At 60.6% G+C, this 26,067-nt stretch carries 25 protein-coding genes; 14 read left to right on the forward strand and 11 right to left on the reverse strand.

What is annotated here, in order from left to right:
* Complete coding sequence (pcaD, locus tag KSS91_RS06915; RefSeq protein WP_217837422.1) at positions 1 to 792, forward strand: 3-oxoadipate enol-lactonase; 792 nt, start codon at positions 1 to 3, stop codon at positions 790 to 792.
* A 10-nt stretch (positions 793 to 802) separates the two neighbouring features.
* Positions 803 to 1,195, forward strand: coding sequence for a 4-carboxymuconolactone decarboxylase (gene pcaC, locus KSS91_RS06920; protein ID WP_217837423.1), 393 nt, complete (start codon positions 803 to 805; stop codon positions 1,193 to 1,195).
* 127 nt (positions 1,196 to 1,322) lie between these two features.
* Here pcaC and KSS91_RS06925 read toward each other — a convergent pair whose 3' ends face one another.
* From KSS91_RS06925 to emhA, 4 genes are all read right to left on the reverse strand, one after another.
* On the reverse strand, positions 1,323 to 2,582 hold the full coding sequence (locus tag KSS91_RS06925; protein WP_217837424.1) for an OprD family porin: 1,260 nt from the start codon (positions 2,580 to 2,582) through the stop codon (positions 1,323 to 1,325).
* A gap of 430 nt (positions 2,583 to 3,012) precedes the next feature.
* On the reverse strand, positions 3,013 to 4,473 hold the full coding sequence (gene emhC, locus KSS91_RS06930) for an efflux RND transporter outer membrane subunit EmhC (protein WP_217837425.1): 1,461 nt from the start codon (positions 4,471 to 4,473) through the stop codon (positions 3,013 to 3,015).
* A complete protein-coding gene (gene emhB, locus KSS91_RS06935) occupies positions 4,473 to 7,634 on the reverse strand; it encodes an efflux RND transporter permease subunit EmhB (RefSeq protein WP_015093855.1) in 3,162 nt (1,053 codons plus the stop codon). Before emhB ends, emhC begins: the two co-directional genes overlap by 1 nt.
* A 3-nt stretch (positions 7,635 to 7,637) precedes the next feature.
* The gene (gene emhA / locus KSS91_RS06940; RefSeq protein WP_015093856.1) at positions 7,638 to 8,795 is read right to left on the reverse strand and encodes an efflux RND transporter periplasmic adaptor subunit EmhA; all 1,158 of its coding nucleotides are present in this window, start codon (positions 8,793 to 8,795) and stop codon (positions 7,638 to 7,640) included.
* A 277-nt stretch (positions 8,796 to 9,072) separates the two neighbouring features.
* Here emhA and emhR point away from each other — a divergent pair, with 277 nt between their 5' ends.
* Entirely contained in the window at positions 9,073 to 9,705 is a 633-nt protein-coding gene (gene emhR / locus KSS91_RS06945) for an efflux system transcriptional repressor EmhR (protein WP_015093857.1), read from the forward strand.
* 310 nt (positions 9,706 to 10,015) lie between these two features.
* Here emhR and KSS91_RS06950 read toward each other — a convergent pair whose 3' ends face one another.
* The 4 genes from KSS91_RS06950 to KSS91_RS06965 all read right to left on the reverse strand — a co-directional run bounded on the left by KSS91_RS06950 (position 10,016) and on the right by KSS91_RS06965 (position 13,390).
* Positions 10,016 to 10,546 carry a hypothetical protein gene (locus KSS91_RS06950; RefSeq protein WP_015093858.1) on the reverse strand — a complete coding sequence of 177 codons (531 nt, stop codon included), beginning with the start codon at positions 10,544 to 10,546 and terminating at the stop codon, positions 10,016 to 10,018.
* A gap of 260 nt (positions 10,547 to 10,806) precedes the next feature.
* The gene (locus KSS91_RS06955; protein ID WP_217837426.1) at positions 10,807 to 11,856 is read right to left on the reverse strand and encodes an alkene reductase; all 1,050 of its coding nucleotides are present in this window, start codon (positions 11,854 to 11,856) and stop codon (positions 10,807 to 10,809) included.
* 30 nt (positions 11,857 to 11,886) lie between these two features.
* Positions 11,887 to 13,053, reverse strand: coding sequence for an MFS transporter (locus tag KSS91_RS06960; protein WP_217837427.1), 1,167 nt, complete (start codon positions 13,051 to 13,053; stop codon positions 11,887 to 11,889).
* A gap of 34 nt (positions 13,054 to 13,087) precedes the next feature.
* Positions 13,088 to 13,390 (reverse strand): ArsR/SmtB family transcription factor, encoded by a 303-nt coding sequence (locus KSS91_RS06965; protein WP_007983055.1) that lies wholly within the window; start codon positions 13,388 to 13,390, stop codon positions 13,088 to 13,090.
* 170 nt (positions 13,391 to 13,560) lie between these two features.
* Here KSS91_RS06965 and KSS91_RS06970 point away from each other — a divergent pair, with 170 nt between their 5' ends.
* Complete coding sequence (locus KSS91_RS06970) at positions 13,561 to 14,139, forward strand: acyl carrier protein phosphodiesterase (protein WP_217837428.1); 579 nt, start codon at positions 13,561 to 13,563, stop codon at positions 14,137 to 14,139.
* Positions 14,140 to 14,262: 123 nt separating this feature from the next.
* On the opposite strand, the gene KSS91_RS06975 is transcribed toward KSS91_RS06970, so the two are convergent.
* Entirely contained in the window at positions 14,263 to 15,054 is a 792-nt protein-coding gene (locus KSS91_RS06975) for a lysophospholipid acyltransferase family protein (RefSeq protein WP_015093861.1), read from the reverse strand.
* On the reverse strand, positions 15,054 to 15,809 hold the full coding sequence (gene olsB, locus KSS91_RS06980; RefSeq protein ID WP_015093862.1) for an L-ornithine N(alpha)-acyltransferase: 756 nt from the start codon (positions 15,807 to 15,809) through the stop codon (positions 15,054 to 15,056). The genes KSS91_RS06975 and olsB overlap by 1 nt, the downstream gene beginning before the upstream one ends.
* A gap of 155 nt (positions 15,810 to 15,964) precedes the next feature.
* On the opposite strand from olsB, the gene KSS91_RS06985 reads away from it, so the two are divergent.
* From KSS91_RS06985 to KSS91_RS07005, 5 genes are all read left to right on the forward strand, one after another.
* Positions 15,965 to 16,843, forward strand: coding sequence for an acyl-CoA dehydrogenase family protein (locus KSS91_RS06985; protein WP_217837429.1), 879 nt, complete (start codon positions 15,965 to 15,967; stop codon positions 16,841 to 16,843).
* Positions 16,844 to 17,021: 178 nt separating this feature from the next.
* Entirely contained in the window at positions 17,022 to 18,116 is a 1,095-nt protein-coding gene (locus KSS91_RS06990) for a serine hydrolase domain-containing protein (protein WP_217837430.1), read from the forward strand.
* Positions 18,113 to 18,436, forward strand: a complete 324-nt coding sequence (locus KSS91_RS06995; RefSeq protein WP_217837431.1) for an amidase — start codon at positions 18,113 to 18,115, stop codon at positions 18,434 to 18,436. Before KSS91_RS06990 ends, KSS91_RS06995 begins: the two co-directional genes overlap by 4 nt.
* A 254-nt stretch (positions 18,437 to 18,690) precedes the next feature.
* Positions 18,691 to 19,281, forward strand: coding sequence for a YceI family protein (locus KSS91_RS07000; protein WP_015093866.1), 591 nt, complete (start codon positions 18,691 to 18,693; stop codon positions 19,279 to 19,281).
* 1 nt (position 19,282) lies between these two features.
* Complete coding sequence (locus KSS91_RS07005) at positions 19,283 to 20,440, forward strand: phospholipase D-like domain-containing protein (RefSeq protein ID WP_217837432.1); 1,158 nt, start codon at positions 19,283 to 19,285, stop codon at positions 20,438 to 20,440.
* Between the two features lie 140 nt (positions 20,441 to 20,580).
* On the opposite strand, the gene bglX is transcribed toward KSS91_RS07005, so the two are convergent.
* Positions 20,581 to 22,872, reverse strand: coding sequence for a beta-glucosidase BglX (gene bglX, locus KSS91_RS07010; RefSeq protein ID WP_126049780.1), 2,292 nt, complete (start codon positions 22,870 to 22,872; stop codon positions 20,581 to 20,583).
* Positions 22,873 to 23,134: 262 nt separating this feature from the next.
* On the opposite strand from bglX, the gene KSS91_RS07015 reads away from it, so the two are divergent.
* From KSS91_RS07015 to KSS91_RS07035, 5 genes are all read left to right on the forward strand, one after another.
* Positions 23,135 to 23,740 carry a LemA family protein gene (locus tag KSS91_RS07015; RefSeq protein ID WP_217837433.1) on the forward strand — a complete coding sequence of 202 codons (606 nt, stop codon included), beginning with the start codon at positions 23,135 to 23,137 and terminating at the stop codon, positions 23,738 to 23,740.
* Between the two features lie 108 nt (positions 23,741 to 23,848).
* Complete coding sequence (locus KSS91_RS07020; protein WP_217837434.1) at positions 23,849 to 24,604, forward strand: TPM domain-containing protein; 756 nt, start codon at positions 23,849 to 23,851, stop codon at positions 24,602 to 24,604.
* Positions 24,605 to 24,632: 28 nt separating this feature from the next.
* Entirely contained in the window at positions 24,633 to 25,250 is a 618-nt protein-coding gene (locus KSS91_RS07025) for a TPM domain-containing protein (protein WP_095966228.1), read from the forward strand.
* 129 nt (positions 25,251 to 25,379) lie between these two features.
* On the forward strand, positions 25,380 to 25,682 hold the full coding sequence (locus KSS91_RS07030) for a helix-turn-helix domain-containing protein (protein ID WP_217837435.1): 303 nt from the start codon (positions 25,380 to 25,382) through the stop codon (positions 25,680 to 25,682).
* On the forward strand, positions 25,669 to 26,025 hold the full coding sequence (locus KSS91_RS07035; protein ID WP_217837436.1) for a putative holin: 357 nt from the start codon (positions 25,669 to 25,671) through the stop codon (positions 26,023 to 26,025). Before KSS91_RS07030 ends, KSS91_RS07035 begins: the two co-directional genes overlap by 14 nt.
* Positions 26,026 to 26,067: the final 42 nt, after the last annotated feature.

The raw sequence follows: 26,067 nt of genomic DNA on the forward strand, positions 1-26,067 counted from the left end.
GTGGCTTTTGTACAACTCGCCGAGGGCGAACTGCATTATCAACTGGATGGACCGGTCGATGCGCCGGTGCTGGTGCTGTCCAACTCTTTGGGCACCGACCTGCACATGTGGGACACGCAAATCCCGGCGTTCTCCAAGCATTTTCGCGTGTTGCGTTTTGATACTCGCGGCCATGGCCAGTCATTGGTCACACCGGGGCCTTACAGCATCGAGCAACTGGGCCACGACGTGCTCGCCTTGCTGGATGCCTTGCACATCGAGCGCGCGCACTTCTGTGGCTTGTCCATGGGCGGACTGATTGGCCAGTGGCTGGGGATCAATGCCAGCGAGCGCCTGAACAAACTGATCGTGTGCAACACTGCGGCGAAAATCGGCGATCCGTCAGTGTGGAGTCCGCGTATCGAAATGGTCCAGCGTGATGGTCAGGCGGCCATGGTTGCCTTGCGTGATGCCTCGATTGCCCGCTGGTTCACTCCGGACTTCTCTGCCGCCAACCCGGCGGCGGCCAAGCAGATTACCGACATGCTCGCGGCCACTTCGCCCGAAGGCTATGCGGCCAATTGCGCGGCGGTGCGTGATGCCGATTTCCGCGATCGGTTGTCCTCGATCAAGGCGCCGTTGCTGGTGATTGCCGGGACCGAAGACGCGGTGACGCCGCCATCCGGTGGGCATTTCATTCAGGAGCATGTGCGCGGGGCCGAGTACGCCGAGTTCTACGCCGCGCATTTGTCCAACGTCCAGGCAGGCGACGCGTTCAGCGAGCGCGTGATGGCGTTTCTGTTGGCTGATTGAGGGGATTCTCGTGGACGAAAAACAACGTTATGACGAGGGCATGAAGGTCCGTCGCGCGGTCCTTGGAGACGCGCATGTCGACCGCAGCCTGACGACCCTGACCGAGTTCAACTCGGAGTTTCAGGAGATGATCACCCGCCACGCCTGGGGCGACATCTGGACCCGCCCGGGCCTGCCGCGCCATACCCGCAGCCTGATCACCATCGCCATGCTGATCGGCATGAACCGCGAGGGCGAACTCAAACTGCACCTGCGCGCTGCCGCCAACAACGGCGTGAGCCGTGGCGAGATCAAGGAAGTGATCATGCAGAGCGCCATCTACTGCGGTATTCCGGCGGCCAATGCGACCTTCCACCTGGCCGAGTCGGTGTGGGAGGAGTTGGGGGTCGAATCGCGGGAGTGATCCCGGCGACTTGCATTAACTGAACTGACGTCTTCGCGAGCAAGCCCGCTCCCACATTAGACCGTGTTTGCCATTGCGACTCGGTCAACTGTGGGAGCGGGCTTGCTCGCGAAGGCGCTCGTAAGGTCTAGAGCAAGCTGATCGGATAGCTGATGATCAACCGGTTCTCATCGAACTCGTTATTGCTGTAATCCCGGCGCATGGTCGAGTTGCGCCATTTCAGATTCAAGTCTTTCAGCACGCCGCTCTGCACGGTGTAGCCCAGTTCCGATTCACGTCCCCATTCCTTGCCGTCGGTGATGTTGCCGGTGTGCACATTGTCGCCGCTGATGTAGCGGTTCATCAGGGTCAGGCCCGGTACGCCAAGGGCGACGAAGTTGTAGTCGTGGCGTACTTGCCAGGATTTCTCCCGGGCGTTGTCGTAGCTGGAGTTGTAGCTGTCGTTGGCCAGAGTGCCGCCGCTGGTGCCGTTGACCCGCATCCAGGCGCTGTCGCCGGTGAGTTTCTGCAGGCCGACGTAGAAGGTGTTGCCGCCGTATTTGGCCGAGAACAAACCGTACAGGGTTTTGTTGTCCAGCTCGCCGGCCTGGGCGCTGCCGTCATCCTTGCCGTAGAAGAAACCCAGGTTGGCGCCCAGGGTCCAGTCGCCAAGCGGTTGGCTGTGGATCAGGTTGACGAATTGCTGGCTGTAGATGTCCTTGAGCTCGGCGTTCCACAGACCAATCTGGGTGCGCTTGTCATTGAACACGTACTCACCGCCCTGGAAGTTAAAGCGGTCGGAGGTGAACGCAGCTTTGCCGGTCATCGACATGTCGTTCATGCTGCTGTCATCGCGCGGGCTGTTGGCGCGGAACTGGCCGCCGTACAACGTTAGTCCGTTGATTTCTTTCGAGGTGATCTGACCGCCACGGAAGGTTTGCGGCAGCGAACGACCATCGTCCGAACGCAGGATCGGCAGCACCGGCATCCATTCGCCAACCTTCACTTCTGTCTGGGACAGCTTCGCTTTGAACGCCACGTTGGTGCGGCCGAAGTTGTCCGCCGGGCGGCCGTCATGGTCCAGCGGCAGCAGTTGCGTACCGCCGGTGCCTTTGCCGCCGTCGAGCTTCACCGAATACAAACCCAGCACATCCATGCCGAAGCCGACAGTGCCCTGGGTGAACCCGGATTTGGCATCGAGGATGAAACTCTGCGTCCACTCCTCAGCTTTGCCCTGGGCCTTGGTCGGGTTGGTGAAGTTGCGATTGATGTAGAAATTGCGCAGGTTCAGGTTGACCTTGGCGCCCTCGACAAAACCCGATTCCTCGGCGCTGGCGGGCAGGGCCGCGCAGGCCAGGGCAATGGCGATCAGGCTGGGAACGAAGTACGGCGCGGGAGTAGGCGTCATGGGCTCGGGTCTCTCTAATTCTTGGGGATGAAACGCGGTGATGCCGCAACCCGCGGGTTGCAGACGAACAGTCGAAATCATGAAAAGCGAAGCGAATCAGCCGGGGAGGGCAGGGCGCGGGGGCATGGTGTCGAACCTGTTGTTATTGGTTTTGTGGTTCGGATGGTGCTTGGGATGTACTGGATGGTTCAATCGTAAAAAGCGGGTTCTGGGCGATTATCGAACATAACCTTGATCCAAGTTTATGTGGATTGTGGACCGGTCTCTTCGCGAGCAAGCCCGCTCCCACAGTCGACTGCATTCCTTCTGAAAGAACCCGGTTAATGTGGGAGCGAGCTTGCTCGCGAAGAGGCCATGCCTGACGACACACCTTTTCCCGCAGCCAACAAAAAGCCCACCAATCGGTGGGCTTCGTGTTTTCACAGCGCTATCAGAAATACTTCATCTTCGGCGCTTCTTCTTTCAACGGCTCGTTCTTCGCCGTCTGTTCGTTCCAGCCACCACCCAGTGCCTTGTACAGGTTGACCTGACTGATCAGCTGCGCCAGGCGATCGGTGATCAGATTCTGTTCGGAGTTGAACAGCTGACGCTGGGCATCGAGGAACGTCAGGTTGCTGTCGACACCGATGCGATAACGACGCTCGGCCAGGCGGTAGTAGTCCTGGTTGGCGCTGACCAGATTACGCTGTGCCTGTACCTGGTCGGTATAGGTCCCGCGTGCGGCCAGGCCGTCGGCGACTTCCTGGAAGGCCGTTTGAATGGACTTCTCGTAGTTCGCCACACCAATGTCTTTCTGGATCTTCGAGTAATCCAGGCTGGCGCGCAGGCTGCCGGCGTTGAAGATCGGCAGGTTGATCTGCGGCTGGAACAGCCAGGTACCCGAACCGCCCTTGAACAGGCCGGACAGGTCCGGGCTCAGGGTTCCGGCGTTGGCGGTCAGGCTGATGCTCGGGAAGAACGCTGCCCGTGCCGCGCCGATGTTGGCGTTGGCCGCCTTGAGGTTGTGCTCGGCCTGGAGGATGTCCGGACGACGTTGCAGCAAGTCCGACGGCAGGCCGGCCGGTACTTCGGCCAACAGATCGTCGTTCAACGGTTTGGCCGCTGGCAGGTTGGCCGGGACGCCGGTACCCAATAGCAGTACCAGGCTGTTTTCATCCTGGGCGACCTGACGGGTGTAACGGGCCAGTTGCGCACGGGCGTTTTCCACCGAGGTCCGCGACTGCGCCAGGTCCAGGGCCGAGGCGACTCCCACTTCATTGCTGCGCGCGGTGAGCTTGTAGCTCTCCTCGAACGCGGCGAGGGTGTCCTGGGTGACTTTCAGCAGTTCCTTGTCGGCCTGCCAGGTCAGGTAGGCGTTGGCGACGCTGGCCACCAGGCTGAGCTGCGTGCTGCGCCGGCCTTCTTCGGTGGCGAAGTACTTCTGCAATGCTTCCTCGTTCAGGCTGCGAACCCGACCGAACAGGTCGAGTTCGTAGGCGTTGACGCCAACCGTTGCCGAGTAGGAACTGGTGATGCCGGCTTCGCCGGTCTGCGACGCGTTAGCCGGAAGGCGCTGACGGCTGCCGGTGCCATTGGCCGAAACGGCCGGGAACAGGTCGGCGCGGGAGATGCGGTACTGAGCCGCAAAGGCGTCGATGTTCAGGGCCGCGACACGCAGGTCACGGTTGTTTTCCAGGGCGACCTGGATCAGCTGTTGCAGCGCCGGGTCATGGAAAAACTGCTTCCAGCCCTGCTCGGCCGCCGCTTGCGCCGGTGCCTGGGCCGGCGAATACGCCGGGCCCTGCGGGTATTGCCCCGCCACCGGTGCTTCGGGCTGCTGATAGTCAGGTATCAGCGAGCAGCCACCGAGCACGAAGGCGGCGACTGCCAGGGAGAGTAGCGACTTGCTCATTAGCCAGCCTCTTTAGGAGTTTCAGTAGCGTCATCCTGGTCGGCAATCTTACGCTGGCCAATGGACGACACGGTGACGAAGAACAGCGGGACCCAGAAGATCGCCAGCACAGTGGCCGTGATCATACCGCCGATCACGCCGGTACCGATCGCATGCTGGCTACCCGAACCTGCGCCCGTGGATATCGCCAGTGGTACCACACCCAGAACGAAGGCGAGGGAGGTCATGATGATCGGTCGCAGACGCATGCGGCAGGCTTCGATTGCCGCGTCGCGCAGGCTACGCCCCTGTTCGTGCAGTTCCTTGGCAAATTCGACAATCAGAATGGCGTTTTTCGCCGCCAGACCGATAGTCGTCAACAGGCCTACCTGGAAGTACACGTCGTTGGACAAACCGCGCAGGCTGGTGGCCATCAGTGCACCGATGATCCCAAGCGGTACCACCAACATCACCGCGATCGGAATCGACCAGCTTTCATACAACGCCGCCAGGCACAGGAACACCATCAGCAGCGACAGGGCGTACAGCGCCGGCGCTTGCGAACCGGACAGACGTTCCTCGTACGACAGGCCGGTCCAGGAAATACCGACACCGGCCGGCAGTTTCCTGGCAATGGCTTCGACTTCGAGCATGGCTTCACCGGTGGAGTAACCCGGTGCCGGGGCGCCGAGGATTTCCATCGCTTCCACGCCGTTGTAACGGGCCAGTTTCGGCGAACCGTAGATCCACTCGCCCTTGGCGAATGCCGAGAACGGCACCATGGTTCCCTGGGCGTTGCGCACGTACCACTTCTGCAAGTCTTCCGGGCCCATTCGAGAGCCTGGCTGGCCTTGCACGTAAACCTTCTTCACCCGACCACGGTCGATGAAGTCGTTGACGTAGCTACTGCCCAGGGCAATCGACAGGGTGTTGTTGATGTCGGCGATGGTAATGCCCAGGGCACTGGCCTTCTCGTCATCGATTTCCAGTTGGTATTGCGGTTCGTCGTTCAGGCCGTTCGGACGCACCTGAGACAGGATCTTGCTTTGTGCGGCCATGCCAAGGAACTGGTTGCGCGCTTCCATCAGTTTTTCGTGGCCGATACCGGCGCGGTCCTGCAGGAACACGTCGAAACCGGTGGCGTTACCCAACTCCAGTACCGCCGGCGGTGCAAAGGCGAACACCATGGCATCGCGGAAGGTGAAGAAGTGCTGCTGGGCACGGGCCGCCACCTTGAACACGTTGTTGTCGGCGTTACGTTCGTCCCACGGACGCAGCATGATGAACGCCATACCCGAACTCTGGCCACGGCCGGCGAAGTTGAAACCGGTCACGGTAAACACCGAGTTCACCGCATCGCCTTCGCCGCCATCCTTGCCCGGGCGCAGCAGGAATTCACGCATTTCATCCACGACCACCTGGGTACGCTGGGCTGTGGAGCCGGCCGGGGTTTGCACCTGGGCAAACAGTACACCCTGGTCTTCTTCCGGCAGGAACGCCGTTGGAATGCGGGTGAACAGCCAGATCATGCCCACCACGATCAGCAGGTACGCCAGCAGGTACGGGATCTTGCGCTGCAGGATATTGCCTACACCGCGTTCGTAGCCGCGCACGCCGCGGTCGAAATTGCGGTTGAACCAGCCAAAGAAACCACGCTTGGGTACGCCGTGCTCACCTTTCGGAATCGGCTTGAGCATGGTGGCGCAAAGCGCTGGGGTGAAGATCAGCGCAACCAGTACCGACAGGGCCATGGCCGAAACGATGGTGATCGAGAACTGCTTGTAGATCACACCGGTGGAGCCGCTGAAGAACGCCATTGGCAGCAGAACCGCCGACAACACCAGGGCGATACCGACCAGTGCGCCCTGGATCTGGCCCATGGACTTCTTGGTGGCTTCCTTCGGTGACAGGCCTTCTTCGCTCATCACCCGTTCGACGTTTTCCACCACGACGATGGCGTCGTCCACCAGCAAGCCGATGGCCAGCACCATACCGAACATGGTCAGGGTGTTGATGCTGAAACCGGCGGCCGCGAGGATCCCGAATGTACCGAGCAATACCACCGGCACGGTCATCGTGGTGATCACGGTGGCGCGGAAGTTTTGCAGGAACAGGAACATCACCAGGAACACCAGCGCGATCGCTTCGACCAGGGTGTGCACCACACCTTTGATCGACTCGGTCACCACCGGCGTGGTGTCGTACGGGAACACCACTTCCATCCCTTGCGGGAAGAACGGCTTGAGGTTGTCGATGGTCGCGCGCAGGGCCTTGGCGGTATCGAGCGCGTTGGCACCGGTGGCCAGTTTCACCGCCAGGCCGGAAGCCGGGGCGCCGTTGAACTGGGCGTTGATGCTGTAGTTCTCGCCACCCAGGCCGACTTCGGCAACATCTTTGAGGCGAACCTGGGAGCCGTCCTTGTTGACCTTGAGCAGGATCTTGTCGAATTGCTCCGCGGTCTGCAGGCGGGTCTTGCCGATGATCGTCGCGTTCAACTGGGTGCCGGGCAGGGCAGGCAGGCCGCCGAGCTGACCGGACGACACCTGGACGTTTTGCGCCGCGATGGCGGTCTTGACGTCGATCGGGGTCAGGTTGTAGTTGTTCAACTTGGCCGGGTCGAGCCAGATACGCATGGCGTATTGCGAACCGAACACCTGGAAGTCACCGACACCGGCGGTCCGCGAGATCGGGTCTTGCATGTTCGACACGATGTAGTTGGACAAGTCGTCCTTGGTCATGCTGCCGTCACGCGACACCACGCCGATCACCAGCAGGAAGTTCTTCACCGCCTTGGTGACGCGGATACCTTGCTGTTGCACTTCCTGCGGCAGCAGCGGGGTGGCCAGGTTCAGCTTGTTCTGCACCTGAACCTGTGCGGTGTCGGAGTTGGTGCCTTGCTCGAAGGTCGCGGTAATGGTCATGGTGCCGTCGGAGTTACTTTCCGACGAGACATAACGCAGGTTGTCGATACCGTTGAGCTGTTGCTCGATCACCTGAACCACGGTGTCCTGAACCGTTTGTGCCGAAGCACCCGGGTAGGTCACGGAAATTGCGATCGCTGGAGGCGCAATGCTCGGGTACTGGTTGATCGGCAACCGCAGGATCGATAGTGCCCCGACCAACATGATCACCAGGGCAATTACCCAGGCGAAAATCGGACGGTCGATAAAAAATCTCGACATGGTTTACTCCCCTTTTCCGCCAGAGGCTTTATCAGCTGTCTGAGCGGGGGCCGGGTTCTTTACGGCTACGTTGGTCGCTTCACTGGCCTTGACTTCGATGCCGGGTTTGACGAATTGCAGACCTTCGGTGATCAGGCGATCGCCGGCCTTCAGGCCGTCTTCGATCAGCCACTGGTTGCCGACGGTGCGGTTGGCCTTGAGTTGACGCAGTTCGACCTTGTTGTCCGGGCCGACAACCAGAGCGGTCGGGGTACCCTTGAGGTCGCGGGTCACGCCTTGCTGCGGGGCCAGGATCGCCGCGCTGTTCACACCGGCCAGCAACTTGGCGTGCACGAACATGCCAGGCAGAAGGGTGTGGTCAGGGTTCGGGAAAATGGCACGCAGGGTGACGGAACCGGTGGTCTGGTCAACCGAGATTTCGGAGAACTCCAGCTTGCCGTCCAGCTTGTACTCGCTGCCGTCTTCCAGGGTCAGCTTGACCGAGGCCGCGTTGTCGCCGGCTTTTTGCAGGCGACCGCTTTCCAGCTCGCGGCGCAGTTGCAACAGCTCGACCGAAGACTGCGTCACGTCGACGTAGATCGGGTCGATTTGCTGAATCACCGCCATCGCATCGACCTGGGCATTGCTGACCAGCGCGCCTTCGGTCACCGAGGAGCGGCCGATGCGGCCGGTCAGCGGTGCATAGACCTTGGTGTAGCGCACGTTGATCTGTGCCGTTTGCAGTGCGGCTTCCGATTGCAGGCGGTTGGCCACGGCGGTGTCGTATTCCTGACGGCTTACAGCCTGCTCGTCGACCAGTTGCTTGTAGCGGTCGGAAATCGACTTGGTCGAGCGCAGGTTGGCTTCGGCGCTTTTCAATGTCGCTTCATAGACCGACGGATCGATCTGATAGAGCTGCTGGCCGGCCTTGACGTCGCTGCCTTCCTTGAACAGGCGCTTGAGAATGATGCCGTTGACCTGAGGACGGACTTCGGCAATGCGGAACGCACTGGTACGGCCGGGCAGATCGGATGTCAGGGTGAACGCTTGCGGTTGCAGAGTCACGACGCCGACCTGAGGCGGTGGGGCGGCCGGCGCTGCCTCTTCCTTTTTGCATCCGCTGAGCAGCGATGCCAGGGCGACGGCGGCGACCAGAGCGGTAACAGCTGGCTTGAATTGCATGAAAATCCTCGGGTCAGGCGCGCAACGTGCGCACTAGAAAGGTGGAAGGTTGAAATATGGTTGCCGAGTGGATAAGTAGCTTGCTAAGTAATATACTTACGTACATGGCTGTTTGTAAATACCCAGGCTGCGTATCAGCGCCGTTACAAAAGCCATTACACAAGCCGTTGAAACGCTGGAATTGTAGGCCGGGGACGAACCCCCAGAACGTTCGCCCCACTTTTATTCAGCTGATATTCAGACATCGCTGAAGCACCCTGATTGAGGTTGTACTGCCATGGTCCGTCGTACCAAAGAGGAAGCTCAGGAAACCCGCGCGCAAATTCTCGTGGCGGCCGAAAAGGCCTTTTACGAGCGAGGCGTGGCGCGTACGACCCTGGCGGATATCGCCACCCTGGCCGGCGTCACTCGTGGGGCCATTTACTGGCATTTCAGCAACAAGGCCGATCTGGTGCAGGCCATGCTCGACACCTTGCATGAACCGCTGGAAGAAATGGCCAAGGCCAGCGAGAGTGAAGACGAACTCGATCCCTTGGGCTGCATGCGCAAGCTGCTGATTCATTTGTTTCATCAAATTGCGCTGGACCCGAAAACCCGACGCATCAACGAGATTCTTTTTCATAAGTGCGAATTCACCGATGAAATGTGCGACCTGCGCCAACAGCGTGTGTCAGCCAGCCTCGAATGCAACGTGCGAATCGGTCTGGCCCTGAGCAATGCCGTCAATCGAGGGCAGTTGCCGGAAAACCTCGACACCGCCCGCGCCGCGATCAGCTTGCATGCTTATATTGACGGCATCCTGTACCAGTGGTTGCTGGCCCCCGACAGTTTTGAATTGCACACCGAAGCCGAACGATGGGTCGATACCGGGCTGGACATGCTGCGCTTGAGCCCCAGCCTGCGCAAATGAAACAAAATGAAAAACTGGCTCCCGGCAAGTCAACCGTTGAAATCCCCCCCCGAGGATCATTTTGCTTCATGCGCCTTTTTGTAATGGGGTGCTTTTATATATGGGCTCGTGTCAGGTTGACAGCTATCAAGCTACATAATTTGTAGGGATTTTGTATCGAGCTTGCATGGGGCATGAACTTCGAACGATACCGCCGCTCGTGAAAAAGAACCCCGGCTTTGCGAGTCGGGGTCTGGAATGTGGCGAAAAAAGACATCAGTAAGCTGGTCTGATACGTTTTTTCATCGGCGTATTTTTTGTCTGATTGATATTAACCGATTATCAGGTCGACGCTAAAACTGAAGGGCGCCTCTTCATTCTTTTTCACGATGTTGGCCGTGACTTTATATGAGCTGCTGCTGTTTCCGGATCGCGTTATTTTTTTTGTCCAGATTGGATTCAGGGTTGGATGCAGGAATCCGTAACCCACTGAAACTGTCAGCTGAATAGCTAACGTGCAAATTAATCCATCTTCGGTGATGTAAGAGAACTCTTGCAGGATCGGAGGGAACTTCCTTTTTTTGTAATGAATTCCATTACTGGAGAAGTCCCGAAAGTATGGAAGTTCGAGAGTTTGCTCATCGTTCATTTCGATTTCGAAGTCTGACAGCGACGTTCCGGTCAAATCCCAGCCTGCTTTCAAGAGCCGGATCGTGCCATTAGTGTTGTTGGCGATGTTGATGGTCATCACGGTGTACTTATCAGGGAATTTGCTGGCTGAGGCAGAAAAGCTGAAGTCTCCAGCTTCATATTCTGTTTGTGCAATGATTTGGGGCGCATGTATCGGGCCGTTGTTATCCATGCTGTTAATCCTTTAAAGTTTTTTAGGGGCTTTCCATAGCGCTCGATATGTTGTGACGAGGCGTTGTGAAGTATTAAATTGTTTTTTTGAGTTTGTCTGGATTTTAGTTGTAAGTTTGTATGCAGGTGGGTGTGGGTGTGATACTGGTTTGAATGGCAGGTAAGTTGTCAGGGGTTTAAGTCTGGCAAGCGGGTTTTAGCTTATTTAAAGCAAAAAAAGCCCGGCGTCCGAAACGCCGGGCTTTTTGAGTTTGCGCAGTCTTACAATGTTGGATAGTCGATGTAACCAACCGGGCCCTTGGCATAGAACAGCTCCGGGCGTGCTTCGTTAAGCGGTGCATCGGCCTTCAAGCGTGCCGGCAGGTCAGGGTTGGCAATGAAAGGTACGCCGAAGGCAACTGCATCGGCCTTGCCGCTGGCGAGCAACGCATTAGCGCTGTCCTTGGTGAAACGCTCGTTGGCAATGTAGGGGCCGCCGAAGGCTTCCTTGAGTTGTGGGCCGAGGCTGTCGGCACCTTCTTTCTCGCGCGAGCAGATGAAGGCGATGCCACGCTTGCCCAGTTCGCGAGCGACGTAGGTGAAGGTTTCAGCCAGGTTGTCGTCGCCCATGTCATGCAGGTCGGCGCGTGGCGACAGGTGCACACCTACACGGCCGGCGCCCCAGATTTCGATGGCGGCGTCAGTCACCTCCAGCAGCAGGCGGGCACGGTTTTCCAGGGAGCCGCCATAGTTGTCGGTGCGCTGGTTGGTGCTGCTTTGCAGGAACTGGTCGAGCAGGTAACCGTTGGCGGCGTGGATTTCCACACCGTCGAAGCCGGCGGCCTTGGCGTTCTCGGCACCGACGCGGTAAGCGTCGACGATGTCGGCGATTTCAGCGGTTTCCAGGGCGCGCGGCACCGGGAAGTCGGCCAGCGGACGAACCAGACTGACGTGGCCCTTGGGCTGGATGGCACTCGGGGCGACCGGGGCTTCATCGTTCAGGTACAAACCGTGGGAAATGCGACCCACGTGCCACAACTGCAGGAAGATCTTGCCGCCCGCGCCATGGATGGCCTTGGTCACGTTGGACCAGCCACGTACCTGATCGTTGGACCAGATGCCCGGGGTGTCCGGGTAGCCGACGCCCATCGGTGTCACCGAGGTCGCCTCGCTGAGGATCAGCCCGGCGGACGCACGCTGCACGTAGTACTCGGCCATCAGCGCATTGGGTACGCGGCCTTCGTCGGCGCGGCAGCGGGTCAGCGGTGCCATGATGATGCGGTTGGCCAACTCGAGGTCGCCCAGTTTGATTGGATCGAAAATAGTCGTCATGAAGTACAACCCTCGTGAGGTTTCAGGTGGTTAGTTGGTAGCAGGTGCCAGATCGGGGTTGCCGCTCTGGCGGAAAGTAATCAGGGTCACCAGCAGGGCGAGTACCGCCAGTACGGCTGCGGCGAGCGGCACGCTGGTCAGGCCGAAGCCATGGGCGATCACGCTGCCGCCGACCCAGGCACCCAAGGCGTTGCCGATGTTGAAAGCGCCGATGTTCAGGGTCGACACCAGGTTCGGTGCGGCTTTGCCGAACGTCACCACGTTCACTTGCAGCGCCGGTACGGCGGCGAAGCACGCGGTGGCCCAGAGGAACAGGGTGATTTCGGTCGGGATCAGGGCGACGCTGGTCCAGGTCAGCACAGTGGACACCACGGCCATGGTCACGAACACACCGATCAGGGTCGCGGCCATGCCTTTATCGGCCAGCTTGCCGCCGATGATGTTGCCTACCGTCAGGCCCAGGCCGATGAGCATCAGGGTCCAGGTCACGCCACGGGGCGAGACCCCAGTGACTTCGCCCAACAGCGGCGCGACGTAGGTGAACAGGGTGAACACCGAGGCGGCGAACAGTGCCGTCATGCTCAGGGACAGCCAGATGCCAGCGCCCTTGAGTGCGGCCAGTTCGGCGCGCATGTCGAGTTTTTCTTCATCGCGCTTGGCCGGCAGGAAGCGGATCAGACCGATCAGTGCAATCACACCGATCACGGTCACGGCCCAGAAGGTCGAACGCCAGCCGGCTTCCTGGCCGAGGGCGGTGCCCAGCGGTACGCCAAGGACGTTGGCCAGGGTCAGGCCGGTGAACATCAGGGCCACGGCCGAGGCACGTTTGTTCGCCGGCACCAGGCCGGCAGCCACCACCGAACCGATGCCGAAGAAGGCGCCGTGGCACAGCGCGGTGACCACACGGGCAAACATCAGCACGTTGTAGTCGCCGGCCACTGCGCAGAGCAGGTTGCCGATAATGAAGATGCCCATCAACGCCACCAGGGCGGCCTTGCGCGGCAGCCTGGCGGTGGCCAGCGCCATGAACGGCGCGCCGATGGCCACGCCCAGGGCGTAACCGGTCACCAGCCAGCCGGCACCGGGAATCGACACTCCGAGGTCGGCCGCCACGTTGGGCAGCAGGCCCATGATGACGAACTCGGTGGTGCCGATGGCGAAGGCGCTCAAGGCCAGGATGAGTAGCGAGAGGGGCATGTCTGATTCCTTTTCGGCTGACTGACTTTAAGGGTCAGAGCTCTTTACTGAAGGTTTTGAGGAACTCCTGAATGGTTTCCTCATTGCGTTTGAAAAAATGCCACTGGCCGACTTTGCGGCTGCTGATCAGGCCGGCGCGTTGCAGGGTCGCCAGGTGTGCCGACACCGTGGACTGCGACAGGCCGCAACGTTGATCGATCTGCCCGGCGCAAACGCCGTGCTCGTTGCTGTGGGACTGGTCGGGAAATTCGACGGTCGGGTCCTTGAGCCAGTGCAGGATTTCTCGCCGTACTGGGTGTGCCAGGGCTTTTATTATTTCGTCGAGATTGATGGTCATGATGTGGGCTCGTGATGTTTAAAACGCTATATCGCGATGAGGCGAACTTTAAATCGGTATTTCGCGATATACAAATATGATTTGGCTCTGACCAGCTCATATTTCGGTATATCGAGTTATAACGATACGTTGAGTGTAACAAGACAAGGGGGCAGTGCTAAGCTGCGCCCATGAACTATCTCGCACATCTTCACCTCGGTGGCCAGCGTCCCGGCCAATTGCTCGGCAGTCTGTATGGCGATTTCGTCAAGGGGCGGCTGCAAGGGCAGTTCGCTCCGGACATCGAGGGGGCTATCCAGTTGCACCGCAGCATCGACGTGTTCACCGATCGCCATCCGCAGGTGGATGTCGCGTTGTCGCGTTTCTCCCTGACCCGTCGTCGCTATGCGGGGATCGTGCTCGACGTGTTTTTCGACCATTGCCTGGCCCGGGACTGGAGGTTGTATGCCGACCAGCCGCTGGAACTGTTCACCTCGGACGTTTATCGCGTGCTGTCCAGCGAGCGGCAACTGCCGGAGCGGCTGGCGAAAATTGCGCCGCACATGGTGGCCAATGACTGGTTGGGCTCGTATCAGGAATTTGAAGTACTGGAGCAGGTGTTGCGCGGGATCTCGCGGCGCCTGACCCGGCCGGAGGAACTGGCGGCGGCGATGCAGGAGTTGCGACGGTTGTATGAACCGTTGAGCGAGGACTTTCGGTTGTTCTATCCGCAACTGCAGGATTTCGCCCGGAACTATCCAGCAACTTAAAACCACTGTGGGAGCGGGCTTGCCCGCGATAGCGGATCAACATTCAACGATGATGCTGAATGACCCACCGCTATCGCGAGCAAGCTCGCTCCCACAGGGTATTTCAGTGAATCAAGGATCGCGTCACGCCGCAATGGCAGGGCGCATCGGTGCTCGCTGAGGTTCAACGACAGTCCCAAACAACGCCTTCTGCACCGCCTGCTGCGCCTCGAACGCCAGTGCCGCGCGCTCCCGGCCTTCACAGGCGATTGGCTTGAGCAGATGAATCTCCACGCCGCCACGGTCATTGGCGAACAGACGCATCAGGTGCGACAGCAGATCATCGTCGCCAATGAATGGCGCCAGCGCGCAAGGCTGGCCGTCACGCACATAACGGATCGCCACCGGCTGCAGCGCCACTTCGGAGTCGATGGCGGCGGACAGCAGGCGGCCATGGAAGGTGCGCAGCGAACGGCCATCGGTGGTGGTGCCTTCCGGGAACATCAGCAGTGGGTAGGCTTGTTCCAGATGGCGGGTCATCTGCTTGCGGATCAACTGGCTGTCACCCGCGCCACGACGGATGAACAGGCTGCCGGCCTTGGCCGCCAGCCAGCCGGCCACCGGCCAGGTGCGCACTTCGGCCTTGGACAGGAACGACAGCGGCGTGAGCATGCCCAGCAGCGGAATATCGGTCCAGGACACATGGTTGCTGACCCAGAGCATCGGTGTCTTCGGCAGCTCACCGTGGACGGTCACGTCAAAGGGCAGGGCGTTGCCCAGGCGGGCCATGAAAAATCGCGACCAGCGCTGACGGCGCGCCATCGAATGGGCCAGGCCCAGGCGTTCGAACACGCCGAACACACTGGCCATGCCCAGGCCCAGCGTCACCACCATCAGCACCCGCGCGATTCGCGCGTACACCCGCAACCGGCTCATTACACAGCCGCCTTGAAGTGTTTGGCGTAGCGTGGGCAGAGTTCGTCGCGCTTGAGCAGGATGAATACGTCGGCGACCTGGAAGTCTTCGTCCCAGCAAGGCTCGCCGCAGATCTTCGCGCCCAGGCGCATGTAGGCCTTGAGCAGCGGTGGCATTTCGGCAATCACGTTGGACGGGATGTCCAGGCTTGGCAGCGGGTTTTTCGGCTCGGCGCGCAGGTGTTCGGTGCACAGGTAGCGTTCGCGCAGACGCTGCATGATCGCGTGGGCCTGTACACCGCCATCCTGCATCGGAATGCTCGCGCAACCCATCAGGTAGCTGTAGCCGCCCTGGTTCAGGACTTCGGCCAGTTCGCCCCAGAGCACGGCGATGGTGCCGCCGTTGCGGTAGGCCGGGTCGACGCAGGTGCGACCGATTTCCAGGATCGGGCCTTGCAGGTGTACCAGGCCGTGGAGGCTGAATTCTTCTTCGCTGTAGAACTTGCCCAGGCTGCTGGCAGCCGTGTGGTCGAGCAAACGGGTGGTAGCCACCAGGCGCCCGGTGTTCAGGTCACGCACGCCGATGTGGGCGCAGTGAACGTCGTAGTCATCCATGTCCAGACCCCGTTCAGCGCCCTTGAGCTTGGCGTTGAATTCGCCGCTGAACACGTTGAAACGCAAGGCCTGGGCTTCCTGCAGCGCCTCGGCGCCCACCAGGCGTTCGGCTTGCAGGCGGCGTTCGTTGGCGGTGTCGCTGATGCGGGCGATCTGAGTCATGGCGAATCTCCGTGCGGGCTGCTCACCCGTCTTTGGGCTACAGCGAATCGACTTTCTTTGTCTAGCCGTGTTGTGCAAAGTCAGGCTATGTAGCCCTGGTGTCATCGCCATTAAGCTTTGGTGATGCTTATATGACAGCCCACGAGGAGCCTCTTATGCCCTGGCAAACCCTGTTGAACCGCCGTGATCGCTTGCCCGCCAACCCGGACCTGGCCGAAGGTTTCGCGACTTTGTTGCAGCAGCTGGGCACGGTCGCGCCGTTTGAATTGGCCGTGCTGGGCGGGCGGCTGATGGCAACGCCGGGGCTGGCGTTTCTTGTGGGATATCAAGCGGCATTGCGCATGCTCTGGCCGAGCGCGCCACTGAGCCTCGGCGCCTTGTGCGCGACGGAACAGCGCAGCCTGCGACCGGCCGACATGCAAACCCGCCTGAGCGGTTTGCGTCTGAGCGGACGCAAGGATTTCGTCACAGCCGGCGATGCCGCCGACTGGTTGCTGGTGGCTGCACGCTGCGAGGAACCCGGCGCCGACCCGCGCTTGAGCCTGGCGGTGATCTATCGCGATGAGCCGGGCGTGCGGGTGGAAAAACTGGCGCCGATCCCGTTGATGCCAGATATCAGCCACGGCCGGTTGTTTCTGGATAATGCCTTGTGCGAATTGCTCGCCGGGGACGGCTGGGATGCATACGTCAAACCGTTTCGCACGCTGGAAGACATCTATGTACTGAGCGCCATGACGGCGTGGCTGTATGGGGTCGGTCAGGACTGTGCCTGGCCGCCATCCTTGCAATTGCGTCTGCTGGGGCTGTTGGCAGGGTGCGCGGAGGCCAGCCGCCAGCCACCGACCAGTCTGGCCGGGCATGTGGTGCTTGGCGGGTTGTTCGCGCAGTTTGACGCGCTCAAGACTGAGGTGAATGAGGCCCTGGCCGATGGGCCGCCGGAGTGGGCGGCGATGTGGCAGCGCGATCAAGCGGTGATGGATCTGGCGGCGGGGGCCCGGGGGAAGAGGCTGGCCAAGGCGTTGGCGGCGCATTGACGGGCCTCATCGCTGGCAAGCCAGCTCCCACAAGTTCTGTGTCTTGCATGATTTTGTGTGCGCCAGAGATCCCTGTGGGAGCTGGCTTGCCAGTGAAGACGTCTTTATTGGCGCTACAAATTTCAGACTGTCATCAACCTCGACTAGGCTCAGCAGGTTCAATCTCCGAGCCCCCGCCATGGCCAAAGGCTTGTCCCTGATTTTCCTGATGTTGCTCAGCTTCACGGCCCAGGCCGAGTACTGGCCCGCCGAGCAATGGCCGACCGCCCCGACGCCGACCGGCCCGACGCTTCAAGCCCTGGAGGCCTACGCCTTCCCGTCCCGCGATGACAGCACTCGCCAGGGCATTCGCACCGATGCCTTGCTGGTGATTCGCGACGGCCAGTTGCTCTACGAGCGCTACGCCGGCCCGACGACGGCCGAGACGCCGCACCTGACCTGGTCGATCAGCAAGAGCCTGATGGCCGCCGTCCTCGGGGTGGCCTATGGCGAAGGCTTGTTCAAACTCGGTGATCCGGTGGCGAAGTTTTATCCGCCCCTGCAAAAACATCCCGACATGACAATGGCCGACGTGCTGCACTGGGCCTCAGGCCTGGACTGGCAGGAGGACTACGAATACGCACCGCTGAAATCTTCGGTGGTGGCCATGCTCTACACCCGCGGGCGCCACGACATGGCCGGGTTCACTGCGGCGCATGCTGCGTACGCCGCGCCGGGTCAGGCCTTTCGTTACTCCAGCGGTGACAGCAACCTGTTGTCCGCCGCGCTGAAAACCATCGTCGGCCCCGACCGCTATCCCGACTATCCATGGACTGCGGTGTTCGAACCGCTGGGCATTCGCCACGCCGTTTGGGAAACCGATGACACCGGCACGTTCGTCGCGTCGTCCTATGCCTACCTGACGGCACGGGATCTGGCCCGGGTCGGTCTGTTGATGGCCCGCGAGGGGCGCTGGGGAGACAGGCAACTGCTGCCCAAGGACTGGGTGGCGTTCAACCGCGAGCCGTTCGCTCATTATCATGCCCGGCAAGACGATGCCGTCCCCGGCGGCCAGTGGTGGCTCAATCGAGCGGTTGAGGGCGCGCCACAACCCTGGCCCGATGCCCCCGCCGATACCTTCGCGGCGCTGGGGCATTGGGGGCAGGCGATGTATGTGATCCCCAGTGAACAGCTGGTGATCGTCCGCTACGGCGATGACCGCGACGACAGTTACCGGCACAACGAATTGCTCAGGCTCGCGCTCAAGGCCTTTGCCGGGAAGGTGCAGCCATGACCGGGTTCATCCGTCGTCGACCGGTCAGTTCGCTATTGCTGATTGCACTGATTGCCTTGCTCGGCTGGATCTGGCACGAGCGTGAGGCGCTGTGGGCGTTCCCCGACATCATCAGCGCCTACACCGCCAAGGAATATTGTTCGTGCCGCTACGTGATGGGTAACGATACCCAGTACTGCCACGGCTATGTGAAGCAATGGCTGCCCAGCAGTGGCTTTATCGATGACCCGAGCGCCAGACGCGTAACGGTCAGCGGCATGGGGCGCAGCAACAGCGCCGTGTGGATCGGCGAGCGTCAGGGCTGTCGCTTGCAACCTTGATCACGCTGAAATGGTGAGGCCAGGCGAGGGCTCTTGTGGCGAGGGGGCTTGCCCCCGTTGGGTCGCGAAGCGGCCCCAAAACCTGCAACTTCAGTGAACCAGAAAAACCGCGATCACCGAGTTTACGACTGCTTCGCAGCCGAACGGGGGCAAGCCCCCTCGCCACAAAAGCGGGTTTGGTGCAGTAGACGGCTTGCAATGCGCTGAGGGCCGGTTAAGGTTCAGCACAGGTTTATCTGCCCTCACGAGTCTCTATGTTCAAGCGCTCCACCCTTCAAACCCTCGCTTTCCTGCTGCTGACCGGTGCCGCGTTGTCGGCCCGTGCCGATTGGTACCTGGACGGCGAGTCTTCACGCCTGTCGTTTGTCAGCACCAAGAACGCCAATGTTTCCGAAGTGCAGCGCTTTCTGGTGCTGCACGGCAAAGTCGATCCCCAGGGGCTGGCGCAGGTGGAAGTCGAGCTGGAGTCGATCAACAGCGGCATCCCGTTGCGCGATGAGCGCATGCGCAAGGAGCTGTTCCAGATCGAGCGGTTCCCCGACGCCTTGATCTCCACGAAAATCGATCTGCGCCCGATCAACGACCTCGCTCCCGGTGCACAGCTGGAGTTGCGCCTGCCGCTGATGGTCGACCTGCACGGCAAACAACACCAATACCAGGCCGAACTGCTGGCCACCCGTCTCGATGACCGGCGCTTCCAGGTGGTGACCCTCGAACCGCTGGTGATCAACGCCGAGGATTTCGATCTGGCACCGGGTCTGGAAACGTTGCGCAAAATGGCCGGCCTCTCGGCCATCAGTCTTTCGGTGCCGGTGGGTGCGGTGCTGATTTTCACGGCGCGTTGACATGGCCGGAGCGATTTTTCCCTGGCGCGAAGGCAACCACTTCGAACTGCTGATCGATGGCCCGCAGTTTTTCCCGCGCATGCTGGTGGCGATTGCCCGGGCTGAAGAACAGGTGGAGCTGGAGCTGTATCTGGTGGAGGCGGGTGCCTGTGCCGAAGCCATGGTCCAGGCTTTGGTTCAGGCCGCCGAGCGCGGTGTGCGGGTGCGCTGCCTGTTCGATGATTACGGCAGCCTCGCCTTCACCCTGGCCTTGCGCCAGCGGCTGATGGCCGCCGGGGTGGAGCTGCGTTTCTACAATCGTCTGAGCTGGCGGCGCTGGGTCGGCAACTTCTACCGCGACCACCGCAAATTATTGCTGGTGGACCAGAGTCTGGCCGTGGTCGGGGGCACGGGCGTCACCGATGAGTTCTGGACGCCGGGCGAAGACGTCAGCGAATGGCACGAAGTGATGGTGGAAATCACCGGCCCGCTGGTGCTCGATTGGCAGCTGCTGTTCGATCGTCAGTGGATCGCCAACCGCCATCGTCGCGCCTGGCGACCGGCCTCGCATTTCGGCTTGCCGCGCTTACCCCGTGTACCGGCCAGTGGCGATGGTATGGGCCGGGTGGCCTATGCCGACGCCCGTCAACACCGGGACATTCTGCAATCGCTGGTGCGCGCCCTGAACAGCGGTCACCGACGGATCTGGCTGGCCACGCCGTACTTTCTGCCGACCTGGAAAGTGCGCCGTTCCCTGCGCCGGGCGGCTGCCCGCGGCGTGGATGTGCGCCTGCTGCTGACCGGCCCGCGTACCGATCACCCCTCCGTGCGCTACGCCGGCCATCGCTACTACCCGCGACTGCTCAAGGCCGGGGTGGAGATCTACGAATACCAGCCGTGTTTCCTGCACTTGAAAATGGTCCTGATCGACGACTGGGTGAGCATCGGCTCGTGCAACTTCGATCACTGGAACCTGCGCTTCAACCTGGAAGCCAACCTGGAAGCACTGGACCCCGGATTGACCCGAGCGGTAGCGGCGAGCTTCGAGCACGACTTCGCCCTGAGCCAGCAAGTCAGCCTGGAAGAATGGAGGCGTCGGCCGCTGTGGCGGCGGATCAAGCAGCGGGTGTGGGGATGGGTGGATCGGGTGGTGGTGAATCTGCTGGATCGGAGGGGCTGATCTCGGGTTTCTGAACACCACAAACCACTGTGGGAGCGGGCTTGCTCGCGAAGACGGAGTGTCAGTCAACGATGATTTCGACTGACACTCCGTCTTCGCGAGCAAGCCCGCTCCCACATTTGTATTGCGGTGTAACGGAGTTAGAGCAACTCAAAACTCTGCTGCGTCACGTCCTCTGAATCCAGGCCGATCTGCACGTTGAACTTGCCCGGTTCCGCCGCGTACTTGAGCTGGGTGTTGTAGAACTTCAGGTCGTCCTCGGTGATGGTGAAATGCACGACCTTCTGTTCGCCGGCCTTGATCATCACCTTCTGGAAGTTCTTCAGTTCCTTGATCGGGCGGATCATCGAGCCTGCCACGTCCTGGATGTACAACTGCACCACGGTTTCGCCGTCGCGCTTGCCGGTGTTTTTCACCGTGACACTGGCGTCGAGCTTGCCGGTCTTGTTCAACGTGGTCGACGACAGCGCCATGTCGCTCAGGCTGAACTCGGTGTAGCTCAGGCCGTAACCGAACGGGTACAGCGGGCCTGTGGTGTCATCGAAATACTGCGAAGTGTAGTTGCCCGGCTTGCCCGGGGTGAACGGCCGGCCAATGGTCAGGTGGTTGTAGTAGGTCGGAATCTGGCCGACCGAACGCGGGATGCTGATCGGCAGTTTGCCCGAGGGGTTGTAGTCGCCGAACAGCACGTCGGCGATGGCGTTGCCGCCTTCGGTGCCGGTGAACCAGGTTTCGAGGATCGCGTCGGCCTGTTCTTTCTCCTCGAGGATCGTCAGCGGGCGGCCGTTCATCAACACCAGCACCAGCGGTTTGCCGGTGGCTTTCAGGGCACGGATCAGCTCGCGCTGGTTTTCCGGGATGTTCAGGTCGGTGCGGCTCGACGATTCGTGGGACATGCCACGGGACTCGCCAACGGCGGCAACGACGACATCCGCATCCTTGGCCGCTTTCACCGCTTCGTCGATCAGCACGTTCGCCGGACGCGGATCATCCACCACTTCCGGGGCGTCGAAGTTGAGGAAGTTCAGGTAACCGAGGATTTTCGGGTCGCTGGTGATGTTGGCGCCACGGGCGTAGATCAGCGTCGATTTATCGCCCAGGGCGTTGGTCATGCCGTCGAACAGGGTGACGGACTGCGCAGGCCTGCCCGCGGCGGCCCAGCTGCCCATCATGTCGATGGGCGCCTTGGCCAGCGGACCGACCAGGGCGATTTTCGCGGTCTTCTTCAGCGGCAGGGTCTCGTTCCGGTTCTTCAACAGCACCTGGCTGCGGCGCGCCACATCACGGGCCTCGGCGCGGTGCAGGCGGCTGTCGGCGTAGGTGTCGACCGGATCGTCCTCGGCTTTGCCGATGCGCAGGTATGGGTCCTTGAACAGGCCCATGTCGTATTTGGCTTCGAGCACCGCACGCACGGCGTTGTCGATGTCGCTCTGCTGGATCTCGCCAGACTTCAGCAGCCCAGGCAGCTCTTTGCCGTACAGGGTGTCGTTCATGCTCATGTGGATGCCGGCCTTGATCGCCAGCTTCGCCGCTTCGCGACCGTCGGCGGCAACGCCGTGTTTGATCAGCTCGAAAATCGCCCCGTGGTCGCTGACGGCCAGGCCCTTGAAACCCCACTCCTTGCGCAGCAGGTCGTTCATCAGCCAGGTGTTGGCGGTGGCCGGCACGCCGTTGACCGAGTTCAGCGCGACCATGACCCCGCCAGCGCCGGCATCAATGGCGGCGCGGTACGGTGGCAGGTAGTCCTGGTACATCTTGACCGGGCTCATGTCGACTATGTTGTAGTCGCGGCCACCCTCGACCGCGCCGTACAGGGCGAAGTGCTTGACGCTGGCCATGATGCTGTCGGCCGCGTTCGCGCCAGTACCCTGGAACGCCTTGACCATCACGCCGGCAATGCGCGACACCAGGTAGGTGTCTTCGCCGAAGCCTTCGGAGGTACGGCCCCAACGCGGGTCGCGGGAGATGTCGACCATCGGCGCGAAGGTGATGTCGAGGCTGTCAGCCGCGGCTTCCTTGGCGGCGATGCGCCCGGACAGGCCGATGGCATCCATGTCCCAACTCGAGGCCAGGGCCAGCGGGATCGGGAAAATGGTGCGGTGGCCGTGGATTACGTCGTAGGCGAAGAACATCGGGATCTTCAGGCGGCTGCGCATGGCCGCGTCCTGCATCGGCCGGTTTTCCGGACGGGTGATCGAGTTGAACGTACCGCCGATGTTTCCCGCCGCGATTTCCTTGCGGATCATTTCGCGAGGCATTTCCGGGCCGATGCTGATCAGGCGCAACTGGCCGATTTTTTCATCGAGGGTCATTTGCTTCATCAGGTTGCTGACGAAGGCTTCCTTGTTCTCCAGGGGTGCGGGCGTCGTGGCGGCCAATACGTTATGACTGGCCAGGCTGACGAACAGGCCCAGCAAACACAGCTTCTTCATGAATAGTTTTCTCAAGGGCCCAAACGGCGATATGCACGCCGGCCAGCCAAAATTTAGGGAGCGTCTATTGTTGTTCGGGTGCCGGCTCAAAAAACCAGAGCCAAAAAACGACAGCCAGGTGGCGGATGCGTTTTCACGCAGGGCCTCTTTTTAGCCCATCGGCCCGTTGCAATCCAGAGGCGCGGGCGATTATGCCCCAAGAGCCGGCCTAGAAGGTTTCACGGTCGGTTTTTTCATGAATGTACAAGGGAGCGACATCCTGATGAATGCAAGTCCAACCTACCGCTCGCGTTTGCAGGTAGTCACGCTGCTGATGCTGGCCACGTTGCTGACCGCCTGCGGCATCAACAATATCCCGACCCTCGACGAACAGGCCAAGGCCGCCTGGGGCCAGGTGCAGAACCAGTATCAGCGGCGCTCCGATCTGATTCCCAACCTGGTGGAAACGGTCAAGGGCTACGCAAAACATGAAGAAGAGACACTGACCGCGGTGATTGAGGCGCGGGCCAAGGCCACATCGATCCAGGTGGATGCCTCGACCCTCGACAACCCGGAAAAACTCAAGCAGTACCAACAGGCCCAGGATCAGCTCAGTGGCGCCTTGAGTCGTTTGATGGTGGTCTCCGAGCGTTATCCGGACCTCAAGGCCAACCAGAACTTCCTCGCCCTGCAATCGCAGCTCGAAGGCACCGAGAACCGCATCAGCGTGGCTCGGCGCGATTTCATCCTCGCGGTGCAGAAATACAACACCGAGATCCGCACCTTCCCCGGTCGCCTGTGGCACACGGTGATGTACAGCGACCTGCCGGTGCGTGAGACCTTCGAAGCCACGCCGGGTTCGGAAAAGGCCCCGGAAGTCAAATTCTGACGCAACCCTGTAGGAGCTGCCGAAGGCTGCGATCTTTTAGCGCAACGTCAAAAGATCGCAGCCTTCGGCAGCTCCTACAGACCAGGTTCGGGATGGAAGAGGTAGCCAATGCGCGTGTTGAAAACGGGCCTGATGCTGTTGTTGTGGATGGTGGCGATCACGGCCCGGGCCGAACTGAGTTTTCCGGCGCTGACCGGGCGCGTGGTCGACAACGCGCAGATGATCGAGCCTGTGGTGCGCGATCAGCTCAGCCAACAGCTTCAGGCCCATGAACAGGCCACAGGCGAGCAGCTTGTGGTCGTGACGTTGCCGGACTTGCAGGGCACCGACATCGCCGATTTCGGTTACCAGCTCGGCCGCCACTGGGGGATCGGGCAGAAGGACAAGAACAACGGCGCCCTGCTGATCATCGCCCGAAACGAGCGCAGGTTGCGTATCGAAGTCGGATATGGCCTGGAGGATCGCCTGACCGACGCCCAGAGTTCAGTGATCATCAACCAGGTCATCACCCCGGCGTTCAAGACCGGCAACTTCAGTAAAGGCATCAGCGACGGAGTGGCGGCGATGCTGGTGGTGCTGGGCGGCAACCCCTTGGACGAACCCTCCACGGCGTATGAGTCCAGAGGCGATCCAGGGGACGATTTCGTCTCGCGACATCCCGGCTTGTTGGTGTTTTTGGTGATGCTGTTCATCCTGACTGTTTTTGTGTGTCAGATGCTCGGTATTCTTCCCGCCGGCCGGGGCGGCTCCGGAGGATCCGGGGGCGGTTTTGGCGGTGGTGGATTTGGCGGCGGCGGTGGAGGCGGAGGCTTCAGCGGCGGCGGAGGCAGTTTCGGCGGCGGCGGTTCGTCCGGCGGCTGGTGATAATAAAAATGAGCAGGCAATTCACGACATGGCATTACTGACCGAACACGAACAACGCAAAGTCGCCGAGGCAATCGCCCGGGTCGAGCGCGACACTGACGCAGAACTGGTGACCGTGCTCGCGGCCCGCGCCGACGACTACGCGTACATCCCGTTGCTGTGGGCCAGCCTGCTGGCGCTGCTGGTGCCGGGCATCGTGCATTACCTCACCGGTTGGCTGACCCTGCACAGCCTGCTGCTGGTGCAATGGGCCATCTTCATCGTCCTGTGCCTGGTGTTCCGTCTGCCGAAAGTCACTACCCATCTGGTCCCGCGCTCGGTGCGCCACTGGCGCGCCTCGAACCTGGCGCGCCGGCAGTTTCTGGAGCAGAACCTGCACCACACCGAAGGCAGCACCGGTGTTCTGATTTTCGTCTCCGAAGCCGAGCGTTATGTGGAGATTCTGGTGGATGAAGGCATTTCCAGTCGGCTGGACAACAAGAACTGGGATGCCATCGTCGCCACCTTCACCCAACAGGTGAAGCAGGGGCAGACGTTGCAAGGTTTTGTCAGCTGCGTCGAAGCCTGCGGCGAGCTGCTCAAGGTGCATGTGCCCGTGACCCACGTGCGCAATGAACTGCCGAACCGCTTGGTGGTACTCGGCTAAGTCCTCCCTGGCGTTGTGTAGCGCTTGCCGCTACAACTCCCGTCAATTGTCCGGGTTCAGCCTTGTCGTCAGTATTTCTCTCCAACAGTGGACGCCCAGCGACGGGCGTTCCCGCGAAGAGGGATTCTTATGGCAACCCGACAATCGATTGACTCTTTGGCACGTGCAGCCAATGGCGCTGGGGAAAACAAGCCCAAGGCGAAACTGACGGCGAAAGAAACGCAAATCCTGATGTGGTGTTTCAAGGGCAAAACTTCCTGGGAAATCGCCAGGATCGAGAATTGCACGGAATCTACCGTCAATTTTCACTTCGCCAATATTCGCCGAAAGTTCGACGTCAGCTCCCGCACTTGCGCATTGCTCAGGGCGATCGAGTCGGGAGCGATCCAGGTGGATTCGGTCGTTGCGCGAGGTGCGCATGAGCCTGACTGATTCGGCATACAACGGCATCAATGGGCTCATGTTGGGAATGGGGATTGCAACGCTGCCAGTGGTCAATGGCGAGGTACTGTTCGGTGCGATGCTCGGCGCGTGGCTGGTCACCACCACTCGCACCAGCTTCAAGGCCTGGCAGCGCATCGGTTCCTGGTTGCTGTCTGCGGGTGTCGGTTACCTCTTTACGCCTGTCGCACATTCGCTGGCGCCATTTCTGACAGAAGGTGTAACGGCATTTCTTTGTGCGCTGATCGTTATTCCCATCAGCATCAAGCTCATGCAATGGGTCGATGGTGCCGGTATCGGCGAAATCATTCGACACCTGAGAGGACGAAGATGATGGTCCGTGAATGGGGTTGTCTTGATATCCGGAACGGGAAGC

The organism is Pseudomonas azerbaijanorientalis (assembly GCF_019139795.1).
Taxonomy (GTDB): Bacteria; Pseudomonadota; Gammaproteobacteria; order Pseudomonadales; family Pseudomonadaceae; genus Aquipseudomonas; species Aquipseudomonas laurylsulfatiphila.